Origin of the sequence: Thiomonas sp., assembly GCF_034007205.1 — a bacterium.
Classification (GTDB): Bacteria; Pseudomonadota; Gammaproteobacteria; order Burkholderiales; family Burkholderiaceae_C; genus Thiomonas.
In genome coordinates, this window is sequence record NZ_JAVERI010000010.1 from 97,497 (window position 1) to 120,502 (window position 23,006).

The window sequence follows — 23,006 nt, forward strand, 5'->3', positions numbered from 1 at the left end:
TCCATAAGGATTCCCATGACCGTGCTACCCCATCTGGCGGCGCGCCTGTTCGGCGTGCCGCTGGCGATCCATCGCCCGAAACTCGACGTCATCCTCTCCGTGCTCGGCGCACGCGTCGGCCTCGCCGACCTCACTGCGCCCGTGGGTTACACGCCTGTGGCCCGCGCGCCCGGGCCTCCGAGCAGCAAGGTCGCCGTCATCCCGATCCACGGCACGCTGGTACGCCGAACCTCGGGCATCGAAGCCGAATCGGGTCTCGCCAGCTACACCGGCATCGCCGCGCAACTGGATGCGGCGTTGGCCAGCCCTGAGATCGTCGCGATCCTGCTCGACATTGATTCGCCCGGTGGCGAGTCGGGCGGCGTGTTCGATCTGGCCGACCGTATCCGAGCGGCGTCGGAAGTGAAGCCCGTCTGGGCCGTGGCCAACGACATGGCGTTCTCTGCAGCCTATGCGCTGGCGTCAGCCGCCACCCGCGTGTTCGTCGCGCGCACCGGCGGCGTTGGCTCGATCGGCGTCATCGCGATGCACGTCGATCAGTCGGTGAAGGACGCCCAAGATGGCGTTCGCTACACCGCCGTGTTCGCAGGCGAACGCAAGAACGACCTCAACCCGCACGAACCGATCTCCAACGAAGCCCACGCCGTCCTCAAGGCCGAGGTGGATCGCATCTATGACCTGTTCGTCGAGACGGTCGCGCGCCATCGCGGCCTCGATGCGAACGCCGTGCGCGCCACGGAAGCGGGTCTGTTCTTCGGCCCGGACGCCGTCGCCACCGGTTTGGCCGACGCCGTCGGCAGCCTTGACGACGCGCTTACACAACTCACGCAATCGCTTTCCCCACTCCCGACTCAGGTGGCTCCGGCCAGCCAAGCGGGCTTTCTTCGCAACCACCAGATGGAGTCTTCCATGAATGATCGAACCGACCCCGCTGCTCCTGATCGGCCTCTTGCTGATCCTGCTGGCAGTCCTCCTCAACCGTCCGCCGCCTCCACCGCGCTGAGCGTGGCCGACGCCGTCGAAATCGCCCAGACCTGCACGTTGGCCGGGCGAACCGACCTGATTGCGGGCTTCCTCGAAGCCCAGTCCTCGCCCGCCAAGGTGCGCAGCCAACTGCTTGCGGCGCAGGCCGAAGCCAGTCCCGAAATCACCAGCCGCATCGCCCCCGATGCCGCGCGCCCTGTGGCCAGCAATCCGCTGATCGACGCCGCCAAGCAGATCGCAGCGCAATCCACCAAGAAGGAGATCTGAGATGCCCGCTCTCGCCGAACCTCTGAACCTGGGCGACCTGCTCAAGTACGAAGCCCCCAACCTTTACTCGCGCGACCGCGTCACGGTCGCTTCGGGCCAGAACCTGCCGCTGGGCACGGTGGTCGGCATCGTCACCGCAACGGCCAAGTTCAAACAGCTCGATCCGTCCGCAGAAGACGGCACGCAGGTCGCGGCTGGCGTGCTGCTACAGGCCTGCGACGCCACCTTGATCGACCGTGACGACGGTCTCGTCGTCGCGCGCCACGCCATCGTCGCCCACCATGCGCTCGCGTGGCCCGACGCCATCACCACCGCCGAAAAACTCACCGCCATTGCGCAGCTTAAGGCGCTTGGCGTGCTCGTTCGCCAAGGAGCCTGACCATGAACAACCCCTTCAGCAATCCCGCCTTCTCGATGACGGCGCTGACCGCCGCCATCAACATCCTGCCCAACCGCTACGGGCGTCTGGAAGAACTGAACCTGATGCCGTCCAAGCCGGTACGGCAGCGCCAGATCGTCGTCGAGGAAATGAACGGCGTGCTCAACTTGCTGCCTACGCTGCCACCGGGTTCACCCGGCACGGTTGGCGTGCGTGGAAAACGCAAGCTGCGCTCCTTCGTGGTGCCGCACATCCCGCACGACGACGTGGTGCTGCCGGAGGAAGTCCAAGGCATCCGTGCCTTCGGCTCGGAAACCGAAACCGAGACGGTGGCAGGCGTGATCGCGCGCCATCTGGAGACGATGCGCAACAAGCATGCGATCACGCTGGAGCACCTGCGCATGGGTGCGCTCAAGGGCGTGATCCTCGACGCGGACGGCTCGGTTCTCTACGACCTGTTCGATGCCTTCGATATCACCCAGCAGGCGGTGGCCTTCGAGCTGGGCACGGCGGGCACCAATGTGAAAGCCAAGTGCACCACGGTGCTGGCAACCATCGAGGAGAACCTCAAAGGCGAGTTCATGAATGGTGTCCATTGCCTGTGCTCGCCGGAGTTCTTCGCCGCGCTCACCGGCCACGCCAAGGTCGAGAAGGCCTTCGAGAACTGGCAGAACGGGGCAATCCTCATCAACGACGTGCGTCGCGGCTTCACCTACGGCGGTATCACCTTCGAGGAGTACCGGGGGCAGGCCACCGATGCCAGCGGAACCGCACGCCGTTTCATCGCCGCTGGCGAGGCTCATGCCTTCCCGCTGGGCACCATCGACACCTTCGGCACCTACTTCGCACCGGCGGATTTCAACGAAACCGTCAACACGGTCGGCCAGCCGCTGTACGCCAAGCAGGAGCCGCGCAAGTTCGACCGGGGCACCGATCTGCACACGCAGTCCAACCCGCTGCCGATGTGCCATCGTCCGGGTGTGCTGGTGAAGTTGACGGTGGCGTGATGAGTCTCGTCGAGCAGATCTACGAATCGGCCGCCAATGCCGGGCTCTTGAAGGACTGCCTCTGGCGTCCTTCGGACGGCACGACAGCGCAGCGCCACCCGGTTGGCTTCGCCGCTCCGGACGACACCGTGTTCGACGGCCTGGCCTCGACCACCGACTATCAGATGTCGTATCCGGCCTCGGTGTTCCTGGGGCTGGTTCCGCGCGAGGCGGTCGAGATCGATGGCGTGATCTATCAGGTGCGTAGCACCCGGGCCGTGGGCGACGGCTCGGAGATGCGCGCACAGCTCACCCGGGTGTAGTGCCGTGTCCGGCAACTCGATCCGCGAACAGATTCTGCTCGCGGTGATGGCGGCTGTCCGCACGCCGGTGGAATCGCTCGGTGCCACGCTACACCGCTCGCCCACGGTGGCCATCAGCCGGGAGCAATGCCCGGCGCTGGTGGTGTTTCCCGAGTCCGAATCCATCACCGAGCGTGCCAACGACCGCGTGACGCGTGAGCTCACGGTGCGCCTCGTCGCGCTGGCCCGCGCGGTACCTCCCGCCATTCCGGAAACCGAAGCCGACCGGCTGCTCACCGCCGCCCACGCCGCGCTGCTGGCCGACCGGAATCTGGGTGGCCTTGCCTTGGGCATCCGCGAGCAGGAATGCGAGTGGGATGTCGAGGACGCCGACGCGGTGGCCGCCGCTATTCCCGCGCGCTACGCGATCACCTACCGGACGCTCGACACCGATCTTTCAACCAACGGATGACTCCCATGACATCACTCGTTTTGATCCGCCCGCACACCCACGCGGGCAAGCCGCTGCAGCCGGGCGAACGGCTTGACGTGGAAAGCGGCACTGCCGACTGGCTCATCGCCAACGGCATCGCCCGCCACGACCGTCAGCCCGCACCCGTGCCGCAGCCGGAAGGCGACGGCACCCCCATCGAACCCAAAACCACCCAACGCAAGGAATCCAAATCATGAGCACCTATGCATCGTTTCAAGGCCGCGTCTTCCTCGGCAAGCGCGATATCGACGGCCTTCCCATCGAAGTGCGCTCGCCCGGCAACGTGGCCGAGCTGAAGCTCTCACTCAAGACCGACGTGCTGGAGCACTACGAGAGCCAGACCGGCCAGCGCTCGCTGGATCACCGGATGGTCAAGCAGAAGTCCGCCACCGTGAACCTCACCATCGAGGAGTTCACCAAGGAAAACCTCGCCCTGGCCCTGTACGGCAACCACGTCACCGGCAGTACCGGCACGGTGACCGCCGAACCCATCGGCGGTGCCGCGCCCGTGGTCGGCGACCGCTACTTTTTCGCCCACCCGAAGGTGTCGGCGCTGGTGGTGACCGACTCGGCAGGAACGCCCGCGACGCTGACCGCAGGCACGCACTACACCGCCGACACCGACTTCGGTGCCCTCCAGTTTCTGGATACCACCGGCTTCACCGCGCCGTTCAAGGCGGCCTACAGCTACGGCGTCGCCACGGAGATCGGCATCTTCACGCAGGCACTGCCCGAGCGGTTCCTGCGCCTGGAAGGCGTCAACACCGCGCAGGGCAACGCCAAGGTGCTGGTGGAGCTGTACCGCGTCGCCTTCGACCCCTTGAAGGAAATCTCCTTCATCTCGGACGAGTACAACAAGTTCGAGCTGGAAGGCTCGCTGCTGGCCGACACCACCAAACCCTATGACGCGGTGCTCGGCCAGTTCGGCCGCATCGTGCAACTGTGATGGGGACTGCCATGAGCGATTTGGAAACCCTCATCCCGCAGGCGGTGGAGCTGGTCATCGATGGCGAGCCGCTGGCGATCAAGCCACTCAAGGTCGGCCAGATGCCCGCCTTCCTGCGCGCTATCACCCCGGTGATGCAGCAGATCGGCGGCGATGGCATCGACTGGCTGGCACTGTTCGGCGAGCGCGGCGACGACCTGCTGACCGCAGTGTCCATCGCTGTCGGCAAACCGCGCGCGTGGGTAGACGCGCTCGATGCCGACCAGGCCATCCTGCTGGCGGCCAAGGTGATCGAGGTCAACGCCGATTTTTTTACCCGGACGGTGATGCCTCGGCTCGACGGGCTGATCGCGCGGACGGGCGCGACGGCAGCAATGGCCACGGGTGGTTCGACACCGTCCAGCACCTGATTGCCCACGGCCACCGGCTGCCGGACATCCTCGACTACACCCTGGCGCAGGTGCACGGCTTCGCTGCCGCCACCGTGCGGGAGGACGCCGCACGCGATGCGCGGCTGCTCTCGCTGATCGCCATCGGCGCACGCGGCGATCCACGTCACATCGACCAGACCCTCGACAGGCTCCAAGACCATGCGCATCTCGGTTCGCATCGATAGCAAGGCCGCGCAGGCGCAGTTGCGCCGCTGGGGCGGCGAGTTCCGCGAGAAAGTGCAGAAGGCGGTCGCGCGTGGCATCGCCAGTGAGGCCGCCGAACTCAAGCAGGACGTGCGCAGCCACGTTGCGGGCCAGATGGCGGTGGTCAAGAAGTCCTTCGTCAAGGGCTTCACCGCCAAGGTGCTGGACAAGGACAAGAACCGGCTGCCCGCGCTCTACGTCGGCTCGCGCATCCCGTGGTCGGGTATTCACGAGCGGGGCGGCGTCATTGGAGGCCGGATGCTGATCCCGCTACACGGGCGTGTCGGCCGCAAACGCTTCAAGGCGCAGATCGCCGAGCTGATGCGCGGCGGCAATGCCTATTTCATCAAGAACGCCAAGGGGAACATCGTGCTGATGGCCGAGAACATCAAGGAACACGACCGGCCACTGTCGGGCTTCAAACGCCGCTACCGAAAAGCCGAGGGCATCAAGAAGCTGAAGCGCGGTGCCGACGTGCCCATCGCCGTGCTGGTGCCGCGCGTGCAGCTCAAGAAGCGGCTGAACGTCGAGCGCATCGTCGCCGGTCGCATCCCGCGCCTCTCTGCACGGATCGAGAAGCAGTTACGGCTGGTGGACTGAGATGGCAAACCGCATTTCCATCCTTGTTGCACTAGAAGGCGCGGACGAAGGGCTCAAGCGCGCCATCACCTCGGCCGAACGCAGCCTCGGCGGGTTCGGCTCCAGCGCTAAGACCGCAAGCGACAAGGCCGCTGCCGGGGTGGCCGAGGTCAAGGCCGGAATGAACGCCTTTGGCGATCAGGTCGCCAAGGCCAAGACGCAGTTGCTGGCCTTCCTCACCATCAACTGGGGCAGCGGCAAGGTGCAGGAGATCGTCCAGATCGCCGACGCCTGGAACATGATGTCTGCGCGCCTGAAGCTCGCGACCGCAGGCAGCCGCGAGTACACGGTCGCCCAGAAAGAGCTGTTCGCCATCGCGCAGCGCATCGGCGTGCCGATCCAGGAGACGGCCACCCTCTACGGCAAGCTCCAACAGGCGGTGCGGATGCTGGGCGGCGAGCAGCAGGATGCGCTCTCGCTCACCGAAAGTATCTCGCAGGCGCTGCGGATCTCCGGCGCATCGGCCACTGAGGCGCAGTCGTCCCTGCTGCAGTTTGGTCAGGCATTGGCCTCTGGGGTGCTGCGCGGCGAGGAGTTCAACTCCGTCGTCGAAAACAGCCCGCGTCTGGCCAAGGCGCTGGCCGACGGCCTGAACGTGCCCATCGGACGGCTGCGCAAGCTCGCCGAGGAAGGCCGCCTCACCGCCGATGTGGTGGTGAACGCTCTAATGAGCCAGAAGGACAAGCTGGCCGCCGAGTACGCCCAACTGCCGATGACCGTGAGCCAGGCCTTCACGCGTCTGTCGAACGCCTTCGGGCAGTGGATCAGTCGTCTGGACGAATCGACGGGCTTTACCCAGAAGCTCGCCGAGGCCCTGACGTGGTTGTCGGAGAACCTGGAAACGGTGATGAAGTGGCTGGGGCGCATCGCCGAGGTCGGCCTCGCGGTACTGGTCTACCGCCTGATCCCGGCGCTGATCATCGCGTGGCAGACAGCAGGTGCAGCAGCCGTGACGGCGGCCAGCACCACGGCAGCGGCGTGGGCAGCGGCCAACCTGTCGGTGTCGAACGCCATCGCCACGGTGGGCAAGCTGCGCGTGGCGTTCGGTGTGCTCGGCGCGGCCATCATCGGTTGGGAGATCGGGACGTGGCTGTCGGAGAAATTCGAGATCGTCCGCAAGGCGGGCATCTTCATGGTCGAGGTGCTGATGAAGGGCATCGAGCACCTGCGCTTCCAGTGGGAGGTGTTCGCCGCCATCTTCACTTCTGACACCATCGCCGAAGCCACCAAGCGCCACGAACAGCGGCTCGCGGAGATGAACCGCATCTTCGCCGAAATGTACGCCGACGCCACGGAAGGGGCGAACGCCGCCAAGGGCGCGATGGACACCGCCGCGACCGCTGCCGAGGAAATCGCCAAGCGACTCGAAGCCGTGCGCCAGGGCACGCAGGAAGCGGTCGGGCGCGGCATCGAGGCCGTCCACTCCGCCCTGGAAAAGCTCAAGTCCCGGCTGGGCGAGGTCGAACAGGCGGTGGGCAAGGCCCAAGGCGTGGTCAACGACGCCACCGCCAGGATGGCCGAGGCCTACAAGGGGCTGACCGCCATCGTCGAGGCCAGTCTCGCGCAGCAGGTGCAGGCGGTGAAGAACCGCTACGAGCAGGAGAAGGCGGAACTGGAGCGCACCCAGCAGTCCGAAACCGCCAAAATCGCCAAATCCACCCAGCTGCTCGCCGAGGCGCTGACCCAGCAGGCAACCCTGCGCCGTCAGGCCACGACCGAGACGCTCGGTCTGATCGATCAGGAAACGCAGGCGCGCAAGGATGCCGCCGCCCGGCAAGGCCAGACCGAGGAAGAGCGCCGCGCCAACGTGCAGCGGGTCGAGAACGACATCCTCGCCACCAAGCGCCAGACCTTGACGCAGGCGCTCTCCGAGTACCGCCAGCACATCGACGCGCTCAACGCCGAAGCCAACCGGCATCTGGCCGAAGTGCAGCGCATCGAGGAAGCCAAGCGCCAGTTGTCGATGTCCACGGAGGAGCGCATCCGCGAAATCCGCCGTCAGGGCATGACGGAGTACGAGGCCACCGAGGATCGCAAGCGCCAGATTACTGAGATGCAGGAGCAGGCGCGCCGGGCGCTGGCCAATGGCGAGTTGGAACTTGCCCGCCAGCTGGCTAGACAAGCGATGGACATGGCCGCGCAGGTGGCCACCAGCCAGACCAACGAGGCTAAGCGCGGCGAGGAAGCGCGCAAACAGTCCGAGCAAGCGGTGTCTCAGGTCACGCAGCTGGAAGCACAGTCGCGCGAGGCATACCGCAGGCAGGAGTACCAGCAGGCCGCCGATTTGATGCGGCAAGCCGATCAGTTGCGCGCGGAACTGGCGCAGAAGGCCAAGGATGCCGACGTGCAGGCCGCGCAGGGCAAACAGGGCGTGCGCGATGCCATCGACCGTATTCGCCAGTCCGAGGAGATTCTCAACCAGACGCTGGATGCCGAAGCGAAGGCGCACCAGACGGCGGCACGCTCGGCAATCACGGCGCGCGATGAGATTCAGCGGACGCTGACCGAGACCACGCGCCAGGTCGACGACATCACGGCCAAGCTCAAGGACGGGCTGAAAGTCACGCTCGACGCCGACACCACGCGCTTCGACAAGGCCATCGCTGATCTGGACAAGGCGCTGGCCGAAAAGGAATACCTGCTCCAGATCCAGGCCGATCTGCAGGAAGCGGAGAAGAAGCTCAAGGAATACGAGCAGTTGCTCAAGGAAGGCAAGACGCTGCCGGTCGATGCCGATGTATCCAAGGCCAAGGAGGCACTGGATAGGCTCAAGACCTACGCCGACCAAAACGCGCAGTTCGAGCTGAAGGTGGCGACCGAGAAGGCGCAGGCGGCTATCACCAATGTTGAGGGGATGATCAAGGCGCTGGATCGCATCCAGACCGAGTCGCAGCATCAGGTGGCCAGCAACGTCGGTGCGGCACGCGCGGAGATCGACAGCCTCAACGGGCGAAACACCTCCAGCACTCACACCATCTACGTGACCAAAGTAGAAACCAATGCCACCGGTGGTCTGGTGGGTGGCGTGCGGCGGTTTGCCGACGGCGGTGCGGTGGCTCCGGCCTTTCCACGGATGAGCGGTGGCTCGGTGCCCGGCTCCGGCCACCACGACACCGTGCCGCGCACCCTGGATGCTGGTGCCTTCGTGATCCGCAAGGCGGCGGTGCAGAAGTACGGCAGCGGCGCGCTCTCGCGACTAGCGAACCGCGCAGTGGGTGGTGTGGCGCACTTTGCCAAGGGTGGCCCGGTCACGGTGACCCAGCCCAAACGCAACCGGGACGTGGTCGAGGCCGAAAAGATGATCGAGCTCGGGCTGCAAGGCCTGGGGCAGATCAGCTACAGCGGAAGTTTGGACGCCCGCGACAAGACCTTCGCGTACTGGACTCCTCTGGCGCGTCAGGATCGCTCTGCGTTGGAAAAGATCATCGACCGCAAGACGCTCACCGCCAACGAGCGCGCCAACCTCGACCAGATCAAGCAACGCTGGCGCTTCGCTATGGCCCAGCCGATGATCTACGGCAAGGATCTTGAGCGGGATCTGATCGATTACATGGAATCGCTGGACGGCGAGTTTTTCGCCAAGGGCGGCCTGTCCAAATCCGACACCGTGCCAGCAATGCTCACTCCGGGTGAGTACGTGGTCAACCGATCGGCGGTGGCGCGCCTTGGCGTGGGCTTCTTTGAAGCCATCAACAACCTGTCTGCCCCGGCGCAGGCCCTGGCCGGGCGTGCGCTGGCGGGCATTCAGGGCTTCGCCACCGGTGGTCTGGTGCAACCCGTTGGCAGCAGCCTGCCACGTCCCTCATTGCCCGAAGGTACGCCCACCCGCACCGTGCGCGTGGAACTGTCCTCGGGACAACAGAAGGTCAACGCCACCGTCGATGCGCGCGACGAAGCGCGACTGCTGCAACTGCTGGACAACGCCCGCGCCCGCACGGCTTGACCGTGCGCTCCTGTTTCTCTGCCTGAGGGTTTCCCGATGCAACTGAAGAACCTCGACACCGGGGTGGCTCTGCCATTGCCTGACGACTTGCTGTGGAGCGACGAGCACGCTTGGTCGCCTGCGGTTGGCAATGCGTCCTACCTGATCACTGGGGCCTTGCTGATTCAGTCGGCCACCCGGCAGGCAGGCCGCCCGATCACCCTGGTGGGCGCACCCGATATGGCTTGGGTGACGCGTGCCGCCGTGGAGCAGTTGCGCGGGTGGGCGGCGATTCCGGTGGGCGGCACCACAGGCCGCTTCGAACTCACTTTCGCCGATGGCCGGGTCTTCACGGTCGCTTTCCGCCACCAGGAGGTCGCCATCGAGGCCGAACCCGTGCTGGGCATCCCGGCGCGATCCGGCAACGACTTCTACCGCTTGACTCTTCGATTTTTGGAGATTTAGCAATGCCCCCACGCTCACTTTGTTCGCTGCCCCCCGAGGGGGCTTCAGCCTCCTTGAGGCGGCTCTGCGGAGGCTGAGATGCCAATTCAATCTGGCGACGTGAAGCTGCTCAAGTCCGCCGTGATGGCGGACGTGCCCGAAGGCGGCGGCGCGCCCACGGGCCTCGTGATTGCCGATGGCGTATCGAACGCCATCTTCCCCGACATCTCCGAGCTGGATCGCGCCGGAGGCCGTGTCAACTTGCGCAAGAGCTTCGTGCAAGTGGCCACGGATGACACCGACACCTACTTCGGGGCCAACGTCATCGTGGCCGAGCCGCCGCAGGACGAGCGCGTCAGCGTCACGCTGTTTTCCACCCGAAAGACCTTCGACACCCGTGAGCAGGCCCAGACCCGCATCGAGGCTTACCTCAACAAAGGGCCGGAGTGGGCGGGCTACCTGTTCGAGAACCACATCGCCGGGCAGCGGGTGATCCAGCTCTTCCAGCGCCTGAGCGACGCCGTGCCCAACGTCGGCCAGACTCTCGTCCTGATCGAGAACGAAGGACTGCCCACGCAGAAGGAGCAGTACATCCGCGCCACCGCCGTGTCGGTGGTCGAGCGCAGCTTCACTTACAACACCGACCAGGACTACAAGGCGGCGGTCGTCACCGTCGCCATCAGCGACGCGCTGCGCTTTGATTTTACGGGCTCGCCCGCCAGTAGAACCTTCACGCGGGCAACCAACAGCACGAAAACGCGCGACACGGTGGTGGCCGACGCGGGCACCTACGTCGGCGTCGTGCCGCTGACGCAGGCTGCCAATGTGGGCGACTTCACCATCAAGGGCGCGTCCATCTACACGCAGCTCGTGCCCAGCGCCCAGACCGAGACGCCGATCTCCTTCGTGCCACCCTACGCCGCAGCAGGGTTGCCGGTACCGGGCGCGGCACCCGTGAGCTACACGGCCAGCCACGCCTGGAACACCAGCATCAAATTCAACCTGCCGGGTGGCTGCCTGCCGGGGTCGCTGTCCATCGTCACCGATGGCATCACGATCTTCGACGATGCGGGCCTGCTCAAGACCGCCAGCGGCACGCTGGGCACCATCGACTACGCCAACGGCATCCTGAGCCTGAACTCCGGCTCGATGTCCAACAGCAAGGCCATCACCTACATACCTGCTGCACAACTGCAGCGCGCGCCGCAAAGCGCGGAGATCGCGGTCACGCCGGAATCGCGCAGCCAGTCCTACGTCGGCACCGTAAATCCGGTGCCGCAACCCGGCACGCTTGCCATCAGCTACATGGCGCAGGGCCGTTGGTACGTGCTTTCGGATGGCGGCAATGGCTCCCTCAAAGGGCTGGATGCCAGCTATGGCGCGGGTACTTTCAACAAGAACACCGGGGCCTTCGTCGTGACCTTGGGGGCACTGCCCGACGTGGGCTCATCGCTGATCCTGACGTGGAACGTGCCGACCCAGGAAACGCAGCAGCCAACCGCCGCTCTGAAGGCATCGCAGGCCCTGCTGCTTGCCCCGCCCGAAGGCAAAAGCGTTCAGCCGGGCACGCTCACCATCACCTGGCCACACGAGAGCGGCACGGGCACGCGCACGGCGTCCGCCACCACGTCTGGCGAGCTCAGTGGTGCTGCCACCGGTAGTCTGAACGTCGCGCAGAACCTCTTGAGCTTCGCGCCGAATGTCCTGCCGCCAGTCGGCGCACTGCTGACCGTGGACTACGTTGCGGGCCCCAAGCAGGAGGACAGCTTCGCGCACCCCTCGCGCGATGGCCAGGGCAAGGTGCCGGTGACTGCAACCCTGGGCTCCATCGAGCCGGGTTCATTGGAGATCGAGTGGAACACCCTGACGGACACCGCCGTACTCGGGGTCTACACGCTGCAGCAGATTCAGGCGATGGGGCTAGGCCTGTGGAACGGGGTCGATCCCACGCAATACGCCCGCGACGATGGTGCGGGCAATGTGCTGCGCGCAGGCCAAGTCATCGGTAGCGTCAACTACGCCACCGGGGCGGTGCAGTTCCAGCCCGACGTCACTGTAAAGATTCCAAGTCCTGTCTACGGGGCGCAGCGCCTTGGCTGGGCGTCGGGCGTGGGCCAGATGTTCCGCCTCAACTACGGCGGCATCAACTACGTGGATGCGCCGTCGCTCTACCCGAACGACGAGTCCGGCCGCGTCTTGCTGCGCTACAACAGCGCGGGCTCGACCAGCAACCACAGTGAGACGTTCGCGTTCAGCCCATCGTTTCGGCTGGTGCCCGGCATCAACGCGCAGGTGGTGACCGGCACGGTGTTGCTGGCCATCGCGGGCAGCCAGCCCTGGGGCGACAACGGTCAGGGCACGCTGCGCGAATTCACGCCCAGCGGCTGGGTCACGCGTGGCAGCATCAACTACCTCTCTGGTACGGTGACGCTCACCTCGTGGTCGGCGGGCGCGACCAACAGCATCACGCGCGCCAGTTGCGTGACCACGGTGGGCGAGAACATCTCCAGCGATTACGTGTTCCGCACCGGTGCTGCGCCGCTGCGTCCCGGATCGCTCTCCATTCAGTTCGCCCGCGCGGTGGGTGGAGCCCAGACCGTGACGGCAGGCATCGACGGCACGATCACCGCGTCTGGCGTCATCGGCAGCGTCGATTACGACACTGGCCTTGTGCGAGTGCGGTTTGGCACCGTGGTCACGGCGGCGGGCAACGAGAGCGAGCCGTGGTTCGACGCCGAGAACGTGCGGCCAGACGGCAAGATTTTCCGGCCAGAGCCGGTGGCGGCCTCCAGCCTGCGCTACAGCGCAGTGGCCTACAGCTATCTGCCCCTGGATTCGGCGTTGCTGGGTATCGACCCGGTACGCCTGCCTAGCGACGGGCGTGTGCCGATCTTCCGTCCAGGAGGCTTCGCCGTCGTCGGCCACACCGGTCGCATCACTGCCTCGGTCAGCAACGGCCAGACCATCGATTGCGCGCGGGTGCGTCTGTCGCGCGTGCGTGTGGTCGGCCACAACGGCGTGGTGATCCACACAGGCTACGTTACCGATCTGGAAGCAGGCACCGTCACGTTTACCGACGTGACTGGCTACAGCCAGCCAGTGACCATCGAGCACCGCATCGAGGACATGGCCGTAGTGCGCGACGTGCAGATCAACGGCGAGATCAGCTTCACGCGCCCGCTGACGCACGCCTATCCGCTGGCCAGTCCCGGCGATCCGGTCTCTGGCAGTTTTGTCTCCAGTGCGCTGGTGGCCGGTGACCTGTTCGCCCGCGTGAACCTCGTGTTCGACCAGAGCACCTGGAACGGCAGCTGGTCGGATGAACTGATCGGCAGCGCCGCCACCGCCACCTTCAACCACACCCAGTACCCGATCACGGTCACCAATCGCGGGGCGCTCACCGAGCGCTGGGTGGTTCGGATGACCAACAGCACCTCGTTCGAGGTCATCGGCGAGAACGTCGGTGTGATCGCCACCGGAAATACCAGCGCCGACTGCGCCCCCAACAACCCGGCGACCGGCGTGCCGTACTTCCGTCTGCCCGCGCTCGGCTGGGGCAACGGCTGGGCCACCGGCAACGTGCTGCGCTTCAACACCATCGGCAGCCAGTTCCCGGTCTGGGTGGTGCGCACCGTCCAGCAGGGACCGGAGTCCGTGCCCGACGACCACTTCACGTTGCTGATTCGTGGGGATGTCGACACGCCCTGATGGTGTGGGTGCCCCCTGATCTTTGAACCCTTCTCGCAGGAATTGCTATGACCGACCTGACCGTCAAATACTTCAGCAGCGGTATGACCGGCGCGCCCCAGATCGCCAACAACTGGGGCGATCTGGTGACCATGCTCGATGCGTGCCTGATCAATGGCTTCGCCTTGAAGGCCATCGACACGTTGACCTTCGCCGACGGCATCGCCACGGCGACCATTTCCTCGGGCCACGCATATCGGCCATTTCAGGTGGTCGAGATCGCTGGCGCTGAGCAGCCCGAGTACAACGGACAGTTCCGCGTACTGACGGCGACGATGACCACGTTCACCTATGCGGTGACCGGCACGCCCGTCTCGACCGCCACGACGGCGACGAGTCTCTCGGCCAAGGTTGCCCCGCTGGGGTGGGAGAAGCCGTTCTCGTCGACTCACAAGGCCGCCTACCGCAGCAAGAACCCGCAGTCCCCGCAAAACATTCTGCTGATCGACAACAGCCTCAAGACGCCCAACTACACGACGGGCTGGGCCAAGTGGGCCAACGTCGGCATCGTCGAAGACCTGTCGGACATCGACACCATCGTCGGCGCGCAGGCTCCCTATGACCCGAACAACCCGACGCAGAACTGGAAACAGGTCACCGCCAGCCAGTGGGGTTGGTACAAGTGGTTCCACGCGCGCGGCCCCCAGTACGAGAGCAATGGCGACAGCGGCGGCGGTGGGCGCAACTGGGTGCTGATCGGTGACGACCGCCTGTTCTTCCTCTTCTGCACCAACGCGGCGGGCTACGGCTGGTATGGCCGCAACAGCTACTGCTTCGGGGACCTCATCAGCTTCAAGCCGGGTGACAACTACGCCACGGTGCTGGCTGCCGATGACAACTACTCGGGGATGAGCAACTACTGGAGCTATCCCGGCCAGTTCAGCGGCTACGGGTTGGTCTCGTCCCTGGACTTCACGGGCAAGGTGCTGCTGCGCAACCACACCCAACTTGGCAACCCGGTGCGGTTTGGGCTCACGTCCCTGAACACGAACAATGGCCAGCAGATCTGCGGCCGGGGCCCGACGCCGTTCCCGAATGGAGCCGACTACAGCTTGTGGCTGCTGCCCACCTACGTGCGGCAGGAGGATGGCCACATGCGCGGCATCCTGCCTGGAATGCTGTGGATGCCCCAGGATCGTCCGTACAGCGACCAGACCATCGTCGACAACGTCGTCGGCCAGGAAGGCAGAAAGTTCCTGTTGGTCAGGACGCAGTACAGCTCGGAAACCGAAGGCGCGCAGATCGCGTTCGACATCACCGGGCCGTGGAGGTAAGCCATGAGCTACCCGCTGAGCGAGTCCTTCGCCACGGCGCCTGCCACCGGCTACACCGCAGTCCTGGGCGGAATGTCCGCGACGCACAACAGCGCGCAGCAATCCATCGACATCTCGGCTCCTAACAGCCAGTCCATTCTGCGCTTCAATGAAACCGCCCACGGCGATTTCTGGTTCGAAGCCGACGTCGAGTTGCTGACCGACCCAAGCGCCCGCAAACACATCGGCCTGTGGATGACCACTGGCACTGGCTCCGAAGGCTACCGGTTCGCACACCTCGACGGGGGGTGGAGTGTTTCCCACTGGAACAGTGGTTTCGGTGACGGGGCTGGGGTGACGGGTGGCGTCAATGATGGGGCGAGGCCCATTGCTGGGTTGGCCGACGTGGCGCCGACGTTCAATGTCGGCCAGCGGTTGACCCTGCGCTGCGAGGTGATCGTCGGTGCCTTAGATGCCAACGGCGTGCCCTGGGCCCGATTGATCCAGTTCAAAGCTGGTGGAGTACTGATGTTCCAAGTCGGCGATGCCGCCTACAGGGGCAAACTGATTCCTGGCGTCTTTTTGTACGGGGCCACGGCACGCGTCCACGCTATCGCAGGCGACACCCCGTCTGGTTTGCCTGCTTTTCCGACGACGGTGGGCGTGAACGCCGACGACGATCTCCTGCCCCTGGCCGGGGGCTCGACCTCGGTGCCGCCCAATCCCGCCGCCAACATCGGCGTCAATGCCCAGCTCGACTTGTCGCGTCTCAACAGCCCGTCGAGCAATCAGTGGAACCGAGGTGGTGGCTACGACTGGCAGTTCCATCCGATTCCGAACGGTCGCAAGAACATCCACTTTAGCGGCTCCGGCTTCATCGCCGGAACCGTCAAGGAGAAGGGACAACCCGACCAACCGCTGGTGCGGAGGGTGCAGCTCATCAGCGAGAACACCCGCGTCCTGGTCGCCGAGACCTGGTCAGACACCGGAGGCAACTACCGATTCGAACTGCTGGACCCGGCGCAGCGATACACCGTGGTCAGCCACGACCACAAGCAGATGTACCGTGCCGTGATCGCGGACAACCTACGCCCGGAGATGATGCCGTGACCGTTGCCATCACTGTCGAACATAACGAGGCGCGGCTGGCAGGCACCTTGGCCTTCCTCGACGCAGGCACCAACCCGGCACGCCTGCGCATTTACGGCGGTACGCGTCCCGCCACCCCGGCGACGACGCCCGCGAGCGCGATGCTGGTCGAGATCAGGCTCACCAAGCCCGCAGGCACGATTGCGGGCGGACTTCTCACCCTGACGCAACAGGAGGACGGTTTGATCACCAGCACCGGCGTCGCCACGTGGGCGCGGCTGGTCAACGGTAACGAAGTCACGGCTTTGGATCTGGATTGCAGCGGTACTGACGGCGATGGCGACGTCAAACTGGCCAGCACCAACCTCTATCTGGGCGGTGACGCCCGGATGGTGTCGGCCATCCTGGGGTAAGCCGTGCCTGCCGTGTCGAACGAGGTGACCCTGGTCGCCACGTTACCCGCGCCCGCCGTCACCGTGGTGGTAGGTCCGCCCCTGGTCGATCTGCTCTTCGATCAACCGGCCGCCACCGACGCCAATTTGGTGTTCGGGGCCAACTACATTGCCCCGCGCGACGATGTGACGGTGCGGGCCACACTGCCGCTGCCCGTCGTCACGATCAAGTTCATTCCACCGGCCCGGGCAGAGTTGTTGGCCCAACTGCCGGGCTTGACGGTGCAGTCATTGGTCTTGCGCCCGAGCGTGCCCTTGAACGTGGGGGCTGGCGCTGGCGCAAGCCTGCCCGGCGTCGTGTTCACCGGCGAAGTCAGGTACGCGTCGCACACGCAGCGTCCCACGGTGGGTCGGACTTCGCACCTCTGGCGGGTGGCGCAGCAGACGGAGGACGGCGCGAAGCAGGGCCAGCAGGATGCGGCTGCAACGCCCGCAGGCTGGAAGACGTTCTGGCGGCGCACGATTGCCGCTCCGCAAGGCGTCGACCATCGGTTACCCCCGGTCTTGGCGTCGCTGCCTGCGCAGCATCGCACCGGCCAGCAACAGGCTCGGCGCTTCCACGATCTGACTTGGTTCGCGCATCAGGATGGCACGTCTCTCGAATTGGCTCGACTGAGCTTGTTCCAGAACGCGTCCCGCCTGCGCGATGCGACGAGGTTTCGTCATCAAGACGGCGACCGCACCAAGCGCGCGGGACGGGTGAGCCTTTGGAAAACCGCGCAGCAGCTCACCCAGCGTCAAGGGAGTGATTTTCAGAGCGCGAGTGCCTTCGTGTGGGGTTGGTGTGGCCGGTATCAGGATGCCGTCCCGCCACCGCCTGGAATCAGCATCTGGGTGATCCCAGAGCCGCCCGCGCCGCAGCCTTGCTACACGCCGAGCGCCCACCTGCTGTTCGCCGCGTTGGCCCCAGCGGACAGCCACTTGCTGTTCGTTTGTGAAAACCACATCGACCCGCCACCTCCTGATGGGGAGCCGGTAGTCGTTCCCGTTCGGAGGGTGTATTTCGTGATCAACAACGTGACGCTGTACCGGCTGCCCGATGGCCTGCCGGTGCCGGTGTTCAATCTCTCGCTGTCGCTCGATGCAGCCTCCTGGACGTGGGGCTTCGATGCGCTGCTGCCCGCCGCCGCTACAAGCCTCGTCGCCCCCGGCAGCAACGGCGGCCCGGTTGAACTGGTGGCCAGCGTCAACGGGACGCCGTTCCGAGTGCTGGCCGAGAGCATCAGTCGCGAGCGGGTGTTCGGCGACGCGAGCATCCGCATCTCGGGAAGAGGGCGCAACGCCGTGCTGGCCGCGCCTTACGCGCCGGTAATGAACTTCCAGCAACCGCAGGCGCGCACGGCGCGACAGTTGATGGACGATGTTCTCACGCTCAACGGTATCCCGCTGGGTTGGAGCATCGATTGGGGTCTGACCGACTGGAACGTCCCGTCCGGGGTATTCACCCAGCAGGGTACGTGGATGGAAGCCCTGATTGCCATTGCTAGTGCGGCTGGGGGTTACCTGATCCCGCACCGGTCCGAACAGAGCATCCGCGTGCGCCACCGGTATCCGGTCGCACCGTGGGAGTGGAACACCGTCACGCCAGACTTCGTGCTGCCCGTCGATGCGGTGGCCCGCGAGTCCCTGCGCTGGGTGGAGAAGCCCGGCTACAACCGCGTGTTCGTGTCCGGGCAAGACGTCGGCGTGCTCGGGCAAGTGACCCGGACCGGGACTGCCGGGGATGTGCTGGCCCCGATGGTGGTCGATGCGCTGATCACCGAAGCCGCTGCGGCGCGCCAGCGGGGCATCTCGGTTCTGGCCGATACCGGGCAACAGATCGAGGTGAGCCTGCGCCTGCCGGTGCTGGCCGAGACGGGGGTCATCGAGCCGGGTGCGTTCGTCGAGTACCAGGACGGCAGCGTGACGAGGCTGGGCATCGTGCGCTCGACGCAAGTCGAGACAGGAATGCCGGAGGTCTGGCAGACCTTGGGGGTGCAGAGCCATGCATAACCTCTACGAGCAGTTCCGCCAACTCATTCCCGACCCACCGTTGCAGGCAGGAACGGTGGTGGACGTCAGCTCCGGCGTCGTGATCGTCGCGTTGCCCGGCGGTGGCTTGATCCGCGCACGCGGCAGCGCTGCCATCGGCCAGAAGGTGTTCTTGCGTGATGACGTCATCGAAGGCGGCGCACCCAGCCTGACGCTGGAAATCATCGAAATCTGAAACCCATCTTCCTGATCACCCCTGAACCCGCCCGCGAGGCGGGTTTCGCTTTTCTGGAGACCTGCAATGACTGAACCCGAACATCAACCCGCCGCCCTCGTGGAAAACATGCTCCTGCTGCGCCGCGAGGATTTCGACGAACTGCTCGACCGTGCGGCCGAACGCGGAGCCGAGCGTTGTCTTGCACATCTCGGGCTGGAGAACGGCAGCGCCGCGAAGGACATCCGCGAACTGCGCGATCTGCTGGAGGCGTGGCGCGATGCCCGCCGAACGGCGTGGCAGACCACCATCAAGGTCGTGACCACCGGCATCCTGGCCGCGCTGCTGGTGGGGGCCGCCATCAAGTTGAAGTTGATGGGAGGCGTCCAATGACCGCGAAGCCGAAGATCTGCCTTCTGGACGACTGGCGGCGCGTGTTGCGACGTGCCTGGAGTATTCGCTTCTCTCTGCTGGCCGCTGCCTTCACGGCGGCAGAAGTGGTGGTGCCGCTGTTCGGGGACGTACTGCCGCGCGGCGCGTTTGTGCTGCTGGCCTTTGTCGCCAGCATCGGCGCGACCGTCTCGCGCATCGTGGCGCAGCCGGAGATGCACCGATGATCCGGCCACCGCAAAGACGCACGGTGGCCGCGCTGACGCTGTCCGCCGCCGCACTGGTTGGCATCGTGCTGCACGAGGGCTACACCGACCGCGCGGTGATCCCGGTCAAGGGCGATGTGCCGACCATCGGCTTCGGTACTACCACCGACGTGAAGCTGGGCGATACCACCACGCCGCCGAAGGCGCTGGCTCGGGCGCTCACCGATGTGCAGCAGTTCGAGGGTGCGCTCAAGCAGTGCGTGAACGTGCCCCTTGCCCAGCACGAGTACGACGCGCTAGTGAGCTTTTCCTACAACGTCGGCAGCCGCGCGTTCTGCCAGTCCACGCTGGTCAGGAAACTCAACGCCGAGGACTACGCCGGGGCCTGCGCCGAGCTGCTGCGCTGGCGCTTCTTCCAGGGCAAAGACTGCGCGCTGCCCACCAACGCGCGGCTGTGCGGCGGGCTGGCTACACGGCGAGAAGCCGAATACCGGCAGTGCATCGGGGAGGCGTCGTGAGCGTTATTCCGTGGCCGTACCGGCTGTTGGCCCTCGCGGCGCTCGGCGTCGCCCTGATTGGCTTCGGCTGGATCAAGGGTGCGAGCCACGTTCAAGAGCAATGGGATGCCGCCATCCGGCAGCAAACCCTGCAGGTCGCCGCCGTCCGCGAGCGGCAAGCGCAAGCCACCGTCAAGGTTGTCACCCAGTACGTCGACCGCGTCCGCGTCATCCGCGAGAAGGGCGACACCATCTTCAAGGAGGTTCCCGTCTATGTGCCCGTTCAAGTCGATGCTGCTTGCACTATCAACCGTGGCTTTGTGCGCCTGCACGACGCTGCCGCCGCCGGTGAGCTGCCCGAGCCCGCCCGAGATACTGATGAGGCCGCCGCAGGCATTGCGCTCTCTGCCGTCGCCGGAACCGTTGCCGCCAACTACCAGACCTGCCATGAAAACGCAGAGCAACTGAGGGCGTTGCAGGTGTGGGTCAGTGAGATGAAATCTGCCCCCAAGTAATCAGCGCTTGGCGACTTCGCAACACCCGCTCATTCCATCCCGAATGCGCTTGGCTTTCAGACCGAACAGCGCGTTCATGACATCCGTAACCACCACGGAGCACTAACTATGAGTAATCGATTCAAGCACGCCGTCATTGACGATGTGACCTCGCGCAACATCGACGCCAGCCTGCAAGACCATCTGCTCGACCTGTTTGAATCGGCCATGAAGTCCGTGGCCAAGACGCTGGTGCGCGAAGCCAAATTCGACACCACCGACTTTGCCACCGCCAAGGCACGAGGTTGCGAGGGATTCACATTGCTGGTAAGCCGTACCCGCGCCGACTCCAGCGAGGGTTGGTTCGGTGCCTTTCAGCGCGGCGACGAACGCCTCGACGTGATCGGTCACATGGAATAGCCCATCAGTCCTGCGTTTCGGGGATATCCCAGTCTGCCAGCCGCGCCTCACCGGTCTGGTAGAACTGCTTCACGAGCTTAACGTATTCCAGGAAATCCCGGTTCTCTGTAGCCAGCCGATTGGCCATGTCCCAATCGATCTCATCGCGCTCACGAGCCGGAATCAATATTTGACTGTCGGCAGGGTTGTCCACATCCAGCTTAATGAGGCCGATGCCGTGCGCCGCGAACAGCATCCGCAACTCCTTCAGCGTGTCCTGCCCCTCGATTTCCGCTGCGACCAGATAGCCAAAATTGGCCCATGACGAGTTGGAGACCGCCTGGAAGAAGCACTCGCGCACGTTCGACCGGTTGATCAGCAACTTGGCCTCGAACGACCACAGCTTGGTGCGCTTGTCGGAATACTGATTCACGCAATCCCGCACTTCCTGGTGCCATTCAGCACCCAAGTCCTCCATCCCGACCACGTCCGGGTACAGCCAGCGGTTACCGTTTGGCCCGCGCTTGTTTGATGAGCGCTTCTCGTCGATCCGCTTCGAGTAGACGCCGAACTCTTCCCACAGATACAACGAGAGCAGCGGGTACATCGCGTGCTCCCCGAGTTTGGCATTGCTACTATCTGGGATCGGCACGGCAACCACGCCCTCAGCCGCCGCAACTTCAGCAATGTCAGATTTCTCCGAATAGTAGTACTTGCGTGGCCGACCCTCCGTGGTCTTCAACTCTGGGTGCCGTTTCTGTAAACGGGGGCGCTGGGAGCTGATTTCCGCGACCAGCTGCTGCACCAGTTCAGCGTCAGTGCTGACGTACTGACTGCTCTGCTTCTTCGCTTGGCATTCATCGGGAAATGTGGCGAAAATCCACTCCGCTATCTGCCGTGCAGTCAGCTTCTCATCAGGTCGCTCCTTCAAGTAACCCAGTACGACTTTCGCCAGATTTAATGCCATAGATTTTTCCCTCAGAGCCTGAACAACTTCTTGATCTCGTTCTCAGCCGTCACCGGCATCTCATCCTTTTCGTACTGCCTGACATTGGCCACGATATTCTTTGCGCGTGTGATCTCATTGTTCACCCATTGCGAGTACGACGTACTGGTATTCAGGTTTTCGATGACCGCAAGGAAGTAGTCCTTCTGATTCGCCAGGAACCAGAAGCTCAGGCCGCAGACCCATTTCTCCATTTCGAAGGATTGAAACGGGAATCCGGCGGTTGCGTTCCAATACTTGAAAAGGCGTATGGTGGGCTTGATCAGTGACTTGTGCTCTTTGTTTTTTGCTTCAAGCGTGGCGTTGAAGTCGTTCGGGTTCGTGGTCATCCAGCCACCCGCTCCGTTGGGAATCTGAAGTTCGCCAAGCCAGGTTTTCGTAGCGGGCACCAAATCAAACTTGATGTGGTTCAGCTCGAGAACAATGGTCGGGCTGGACTGATAGATTTCCGATGAGCCGTACCGTTTTTCGACAAAATTCTTTAATCGATTGAGGTACGTCTGCGGGGTGGCGCTGCTGTCGCTGAATACCACCATGTAGTCAATATCCGACTGTTCATCCATCGAACGGGGCAAGATCGTGCCTCGTGTTGACGACCCGAAGCGGAAGTGCTGTGCGATTGCGCCGCTGTCAAAGTGCAATGCCATCCGCGATTGCAGCGTTGTGATCGAGGTCGTGATTGACGACTGCTCGCTTGACGAGAGCACGGCACTGCTGGCCGTGTTTGTCAGAAAACTCAATACCGACATCCTGTCATTTCTCCCTGTCCACTTTGTGGGTGGCTTCACCTTCTTCTATGCCTTTGCGTGCAGCGACAAATGCGCGCCTTGGAATGCTCGGACTCTTTTGATTCAGCTCATTGCGTGCGGAGGAAAGTGCCTTCAATCTCGCAGGAAGCTCTCCGAGCCGATCGGTTTCAAGCAGTTCGATCTCACGAAAAAAGCGGGCTTCATTCCGAAGAGCCAAAAACTGTCCGGCAGCTGCCCGGTGCATTGCGGCGCGCTCGTTGGGCTTGAGAAAGGTCATCAAGCCGGTCAGTAGTGAAGCCAGCAAGGTGAGGGCACTGGCCCACTCGGGTTGGCTTTTGACCAGAGCGGCACCTGCAATCGCACCAAGAGCGGTTGCTGGAACACCGAGCCAGTAGTTGCGCCGAACCCATGTGTATTCGGCATTGAAATGCCCCTTGCTTGAATACAGAGCGTCTTCTTCCAGTCGGTCTGCCTCTCTGCGCAGCGCCGAAATTCTGGCTTGATCCTCTGGGGATATTCCATTCATCGCGTCCTCCCGCACT

26 protein-coding genes are annotated in these 23,006 nt (G+C 64.3%); 23 read left to right on the top strand and 3 right to left on the bottom strand.

Features of this window, described 5'->3' with window-relative positions; all coding sequences use genetic code 11:
- Window positions 1-15 precede the first annotated feature (15 nt).
- From RBR52_RS09905 to RBR52_RS10015, 23 genes are all read left to right on the top strand, one after another.
- On the top strand, window positions 16-1,251 hold the full coding sequence (locus tag RBR52_RS09905; RefSeq protein WP_320377040.1) for a S49 family peptidase: 1,236 nt from the start codon (window positions 16-18) through the stop codon (window positions 1,249-1,251).
- Window position 1,252: 1 nt separating this feature from the next.
- Complete coding sequence (locus tag RBR52_RS09910; RefSeq protein ID WP_004629291.1) at window positions 1,253-1,630, top strand: head decoration protein; 378 nt, start codon at window positions 1,253-1,255, stop codon at window positions 1,628-1,630.
- Window positions 1,631-1,632: 2 nt separating this feature from the next.
- Entirely contained in the window at window positions 1,633-2,637 is a 1,005-nt protein-coding gene (locus RBR52_RS09915; protein ID WP_024541998.1) for a major capsid protein, read from the top strand.
- The gene (locus tag RBR52_RS09920; RefSeq protein WP_069376976.1) at window positions 2,637-2,939 is read left to right on the top strand and encodes a hypothetical protein; all 303 of its coding nucleotides are present in this window, start codon (window positions 2,637-2,639) and stop codon (window positions 2,937-2,939) included. The genes RBR52_RS09915 and RBR52_RS09920 overlap by 1 nt, the downstream gene beginning before the upstream one ends.
- Window positions 2,940-2,943: 4 nt before the next feature.
- Window positions 2,944-3,390, top strand: a complete 447-nt coding sequence (locus RBR52_RS09925; RefSeq protein ID WP_320377042.1) for a hypothetical protein — start codon at window positions 2,944-2,946, stop codon at window positions 3,388-3,390.
- 5 nt (window positions 3,391-3,395) lie between these two features.
- Window positions 3,396-3,608 carry a hypothetical protein gene (locus RBR52_RS09930; RefSeq protein WP_320377043.1) on the top strand — a complete coding sequence of 71 codons (213 nt, stop codon included), beginning with the start codon at window positions 3,396-3,398 and terminating at the stop codon, window positions 3,606-3,608.
- A complete protein-coding gene (locus RBR52_RS09935) occupies window positions 3,605-4,357 on the top strand; it encodes a hypothetical protein (protein ID WP_320377044.1) in 753 nt (250 codons plus the stop codon). Before RBR52_RS09930 ends, RBR52_RS09935 begins: the two co-directional genes overlap by 4 nt.
- An 11-nt stretch (window positions 4,358-4,368) precedes the next feature.
- Window positions 4,369-4,767, top strand: a complete 399-nt coding sequence (locus RBR52_RS09940) for a hypothetical protein (protein WP_218559714.1) — start codon at window positions 4,369-4,371, stop codon at window positions 4,765-4,767.
- A 50-nt stretch (window positions 4,768-4,817) separates the two neighbouring features.
- Window positions 4,818-4,973 carry a hypothetical protein gene (locus RBR52_RS09945; RefSeq protein ID WP_320377045.1) on the top strand — a complete coding sequence of 52 codons (156 nt, stop codon included), beginning with the start codon at window positions 4,818-4,820 and terminating at the stop codon, window positions 4,971-4,973.
- The gene (locus RBR52_RS09950) at window positions 4,948-5,592 is read left to right on the top strand and encodes a DUF6441 family protein (protein WP_320377046.1); all 645 of its coding nucleotides are present in this window, start codon (window positions 4,948-4,950) and stop codon (window positions 5,590-5,592) included. Before RBR52_RS09945 ends, RBR52_RS09950 begins: the two co-directional genes overlap by 26 nt.
- A 1-nt stretch (window position 5,593) precedes the next feature.
- On the top strand, window positions 5,594-9,574 hold the full coding sequence (locus tag RBR52_RS09955) for a tape measure protein (RefSeq protein ID WP_320377047.1): 3,981 nt from the start codon (window positions 5,594-5,596) through the stop codon (window positions 9,572-9,574).
- Between the two features lie 36 nt (window positions 9,575-9,610).
- Window positions 9,611-10,018, top strand: a complete 408-nt coding sequence (locus RBR52_RS09960; RefSeq protein WP_320377048.1) for a hypothetical protein — start codon at window positions 9,611-9,613, stop codon at window positions 10,016-10,018.
- Between the two features lie 78 nt (window positions 10,019-10,096).
- Entirely contained in the window at window positions 10,097-13,705 is a 3,609-nt protein-coding gene (locus RBR52_RS09965) for a hypothetical protein (RefSeq protein ID WP_320377049.1), read from the top strand.
- Between the two features lie 47 nt (window positions 13,706-13,752).
- Window positions 13,753-15,018, top strand: coding sequence for a hypothetical protein (locus RBR52_RS09970; RefSeq protein ID WP_320377050.1), 1,266 nt, complete (start codon window positions 13,753-13,755; stop codon window positions 15,016-15,018).
- A 3-nt stretch (window positions 15,019-15,021) separates the two neighbouring features.
- Window positions 15,022-16,107, top strand: a complete 1,086-nt coding sequence (locus RBR52_RS09975; protein ID WP_320377052.1) for a hypothetical protein — start codon at window positions 15,022-15,024, stop codon at window positions 16,105-16,107.
- Window positions 16,104-16,499, top strand: a complete 396-nt coding sequence (locus RBR52_RS09980) for a hypothetical protein (RefSeq protein ID WP_128313629.1) — start codon at window positions 16,104-16,106, stop codon at window positions 16,497-16,499. Before RBR52_RS09975 ends, RBR52_RS09980 begins: the two co-directional genes overlap by 4 nt.
- 63 nt (window positions 16,500-16,562) lie before the next feature.
- The gene (locus tag RBR52_RS09985) at window positions 16,563-18,530 is read left to right on the top strand and encodes a hypothetical protein (RefSeq protein WP_320377053.1); all 1,968 of its coding nucleotides are present in this window, start codon (window positions 16,563-16,565) and stop codon (window positions 18,528-18,530) included.
- The gene (locus RBR52_RS09990) at window positions 18,523-18,744 is read left to right on the top strand and encodes a hypothetical protein (protein ID WP_320377054.1); all 222 of its coding nucleotides are present in this window, start codon (window positions 18,523-18,525) and stop codon (window positions 18,742-18,744) included. The genes RBR52_RS09985 and RBR52_RS09990 overlap by 8 nt, the downstream gene beginning before the upstream one ends.
- A gap of 66 nt (window positions 18,745-18,810) precedes the next feature.
- Entirely contained in the window at window positions 18,811-19,116 is a 306-nt protein-coding gene (locus RBR52_RS09995; protein ID WP_115075718.1) for a DUF6127 family protein, read from the top strand.
- Entirely contained in the window at window positions 19,113-19,340 is a 228-nt protein-coding gene (locus tag RBR52_RS10000) for a hypothetical protein (RefSeq protein ID WP_320377055.1), read from the top strand. The genes RBR52_RS09995 and RBR52_RS10000 overlap by 4 nt, the downstream gene beginning before the upstream one ends.
- Window positions 19,337-19,837 (top strand): lysozyme, encoded by a 501-nt coding sequence (locus tag RBR52_RS10005; RefSeq protein ID WP_320377056.1) that lies wholly within the window; start codon window positions 19,337-19,339, stop codon window positions 19,835-19,837. Before RBR52_RS10000 ends, RBR52_RS10005 begins: the two co-directional genes overlap by 4 nt.
- On the top strand, window positions 19,834-20,331 hold the full coding sequence (locus RBR52_RS10010) for a hypothetical protein (RefSeq protein WP_320377057.1): 498 nt from the start codon (window positions 19,834-19,836) through the stop codon (window positions 20,329-20,331). The genes RBR52_RS10005 and RBR52_RS10010 overlap by 4 nt, the downstream gene beginning before the upstream one ends.
- 108 nt (window positions 20,332-20,439) lie before the next feature.
- On the top strand, window positions 20,440-20,730 hold the full coding sequence (locus RBR52_RS10015; protein ID WP_320377058.1) for a hypothetical protein: 291 nt from the start codon (window positions 20,440-20,442) through the stop codon (window positions 20,728-20,730).
- Between the two features lie 4 nt (window positions 20,731-20,734).
- On the opposite strand, the gene RBR52_RS10020 is transcribed toward RBR52_RS10015, so the two are convergent.
- The 3 genes from RBR52_RS10020 to RBR52_RS10030 are packed head-to-tail and all read right to left on the bottom strand — an operon-like array spanning window position 20,735 to window position 22,990.
- The gene (locus RBR52_RS10020; RefSeq protein WP_320377059.1) at window positions 20,735-21,676 is read right to left on the bottom strand and encodes a COG2958 family protein; all 942 of its coding nucleotides are present in this window, start codon (window positions 21,674-21,676) and stop codon (window positions 20,735-20,737) included.
- Between the two features lie 11 nt (window positions 21,677-21,687).
- Window positions 21,688-22,464 (bottom strand): SMODS domain-containing nucleotidyltransferase, encoded by a 777-nt coding sequence (locus RBR52_RS10025; RefSeq protein ID WP_320377060.1) that lies wholly within the window; start codon window positions 22,462-22,464, stop codon window positions 21,688-21,690.
- A gap of 4 nt (window positions 22,465-22,468) precedes the next feature.
- Complete coding sequence (locus RBR52_RS10030) at window positions 22,469-22,990, bottom strand: SLATT domain-containing protein (protein WP_320377061.1); 522 nt, start codon at window positions 22,988-22,990, stop codon at window positions 22,469-22,471.
- Window positions 22,991-23,006: the final 16 nt, after the last annotated feature.

Excerpts from the sequence above, each read along its gene's own strand:
- RBR52_RS10030 (WP_320377061.1), bottom strand. The coding sequence starts at position 22,990 with ATGAATGGAATATCCCCAGAGGATCAAGCCAGAATTTCGGCGCTGCGC.
- RBR52_RS10020 (WP_320377059.1), bottom strand. The coding sequence starts at position 21,676 with ATGGCATTAAATCTGGCGAAAGTCGTACTGGGTTACTTGAAGGAGCGA.
- RBR52_RS09955 (WP_320377047.1), top strand. The coding sequence starts at position 5,594 with ATGGCAAACCGCATTTCCATCCTTGTTGCACTAGAAGGCGCGGACGAA.
- RBR52_RS09935 (WP_320377044.1), top strand. The coding sequence starts at position 3,605 with ATGAGCACCTATGCATCGTTTCAAGGCCGCGTCTTCCTCGGCAAGCGC.
- RBR52_RS09965 (WP_320377049.1), top strand. The coding sequence starts at position 10,097 with ATGCCAATTCAATCTGGCGACGTGAAGCTGCTCAAGTCCGCCGTGATG.
- RBR52_RS09910 (WP_004629291.1), top strand. The coding sequence starts at position 1,253 with ATGCCCGCTCTCGCCGAACCTCTGAACCTGGGCGACCTGCTCAAGTAC.
- RBR52_RS09915 (WP_024541998.1), top strand. The coding sequence starts at position 1,633 with ATGAACAACCCCTTCAGCAATCCCGCCTTCTCGATGACGGCGCTGACC.
- RBR52_RS09930 (WP_320377043.1), top strand. The coding sequence starts at position 3,396 with ATGACATCACTCGTTTTGATCCGCCCGCACACCCACGCGGGCAAGCCG.
- RBR52_RS10015 (WP_320377058.1), top strand. The coding sequence starts at position 20,440 with ATGAGTAATCGATTCAAGCACGCCGTCATTGACGATGTGACCTCGCGC.
- RBR52_RS10025 (WP_320377060.1), bottom strand. The coding sequence starts at position 22,464 with ATGTCGGTATTGAGTTTTCTGACAAACACGGCCAGCAGTGCCGTGCTC.
- RBR52_RS09995 (WP_115075718.1), top strand. The coding sequence starts at position 18,811 with ATGACTGAACCCGAACATCAACCCGCCGCCCTCGTGGAAAACATGCTC.
- RBR52_RS09905 (WP_320377040.1), top strand. The coding sequence starts at position 16 with ATGACCGTGCTACCCCATCTGGCGGCGCGCCTGTTCGGCGTGCCGCTG.
- RBR52_RS10005 (WP_320377056.1), top strand. The coding sequence starts at position 19,337 with ATGATCCGGCCACCGCAAAGACGCACGGTGGCCGCGCTGACGCTGTCC.
- RBR52_RS10000 (WP_320377055.1), top strand. The coding sequence starts at position 19,113 with ATGACCGCGAAGCCGAAGATCTGCCTTCTGGACGACTGGCGGCGCGTG.
- RBR52_RS09975 (WP_320377052.1), top strand. The coding sequence starts at position 15,022 with ATGAGCTACCCGCTGAGCGAGTCCTTCGCCACGGCGCCTGCCACCGGC.
- RBR52_RS09990 (WP_320377054.1), top strand. The coding sequence starts at position 18,523 with ATGCATAACCTCTACGAGCAGTTCCGCCAACTCATTCCCGACCCACCG.
- RBR52_RS09960 (WP_320377048.1), top strand. The coding sequence starts at position 9,611 with ATGCAACTGAAGAACCTCGACACCGGGGTGGCTCTGCCATTGCCTGAC.
- RBR52_RS09940 (WP_218559714.1), top strand. The coding sequence starts at position 4,369 with ATGAGCGATTTGGAAACCCTCATCCCGCAGGCGGTGGAGCTGGTCATC.
- RBR52_RS09970 (WP_320377050.1), top strand. The coding sequence starts at position 13,753 with ATGACCGACCTGACCGTCAAATACTTCAGCAGCGGTATGACCGGCGCG.
- RBR52_RS09950 (WP_320377046.1), top strand. The coding sequence starts at position 4,948 with ATGCGCATCTCGGTTCGCATCGATAGCAAGGCCGCGCAGGCGCAGTTG.
- RBR52_RS09920 (WP_069376976.1), top strand. The coding sequence starts at position 2,637 with ATGAGTCTCGTCGAGCAGATCTACGAATCGGCCGCCAATGCCGGGCTC.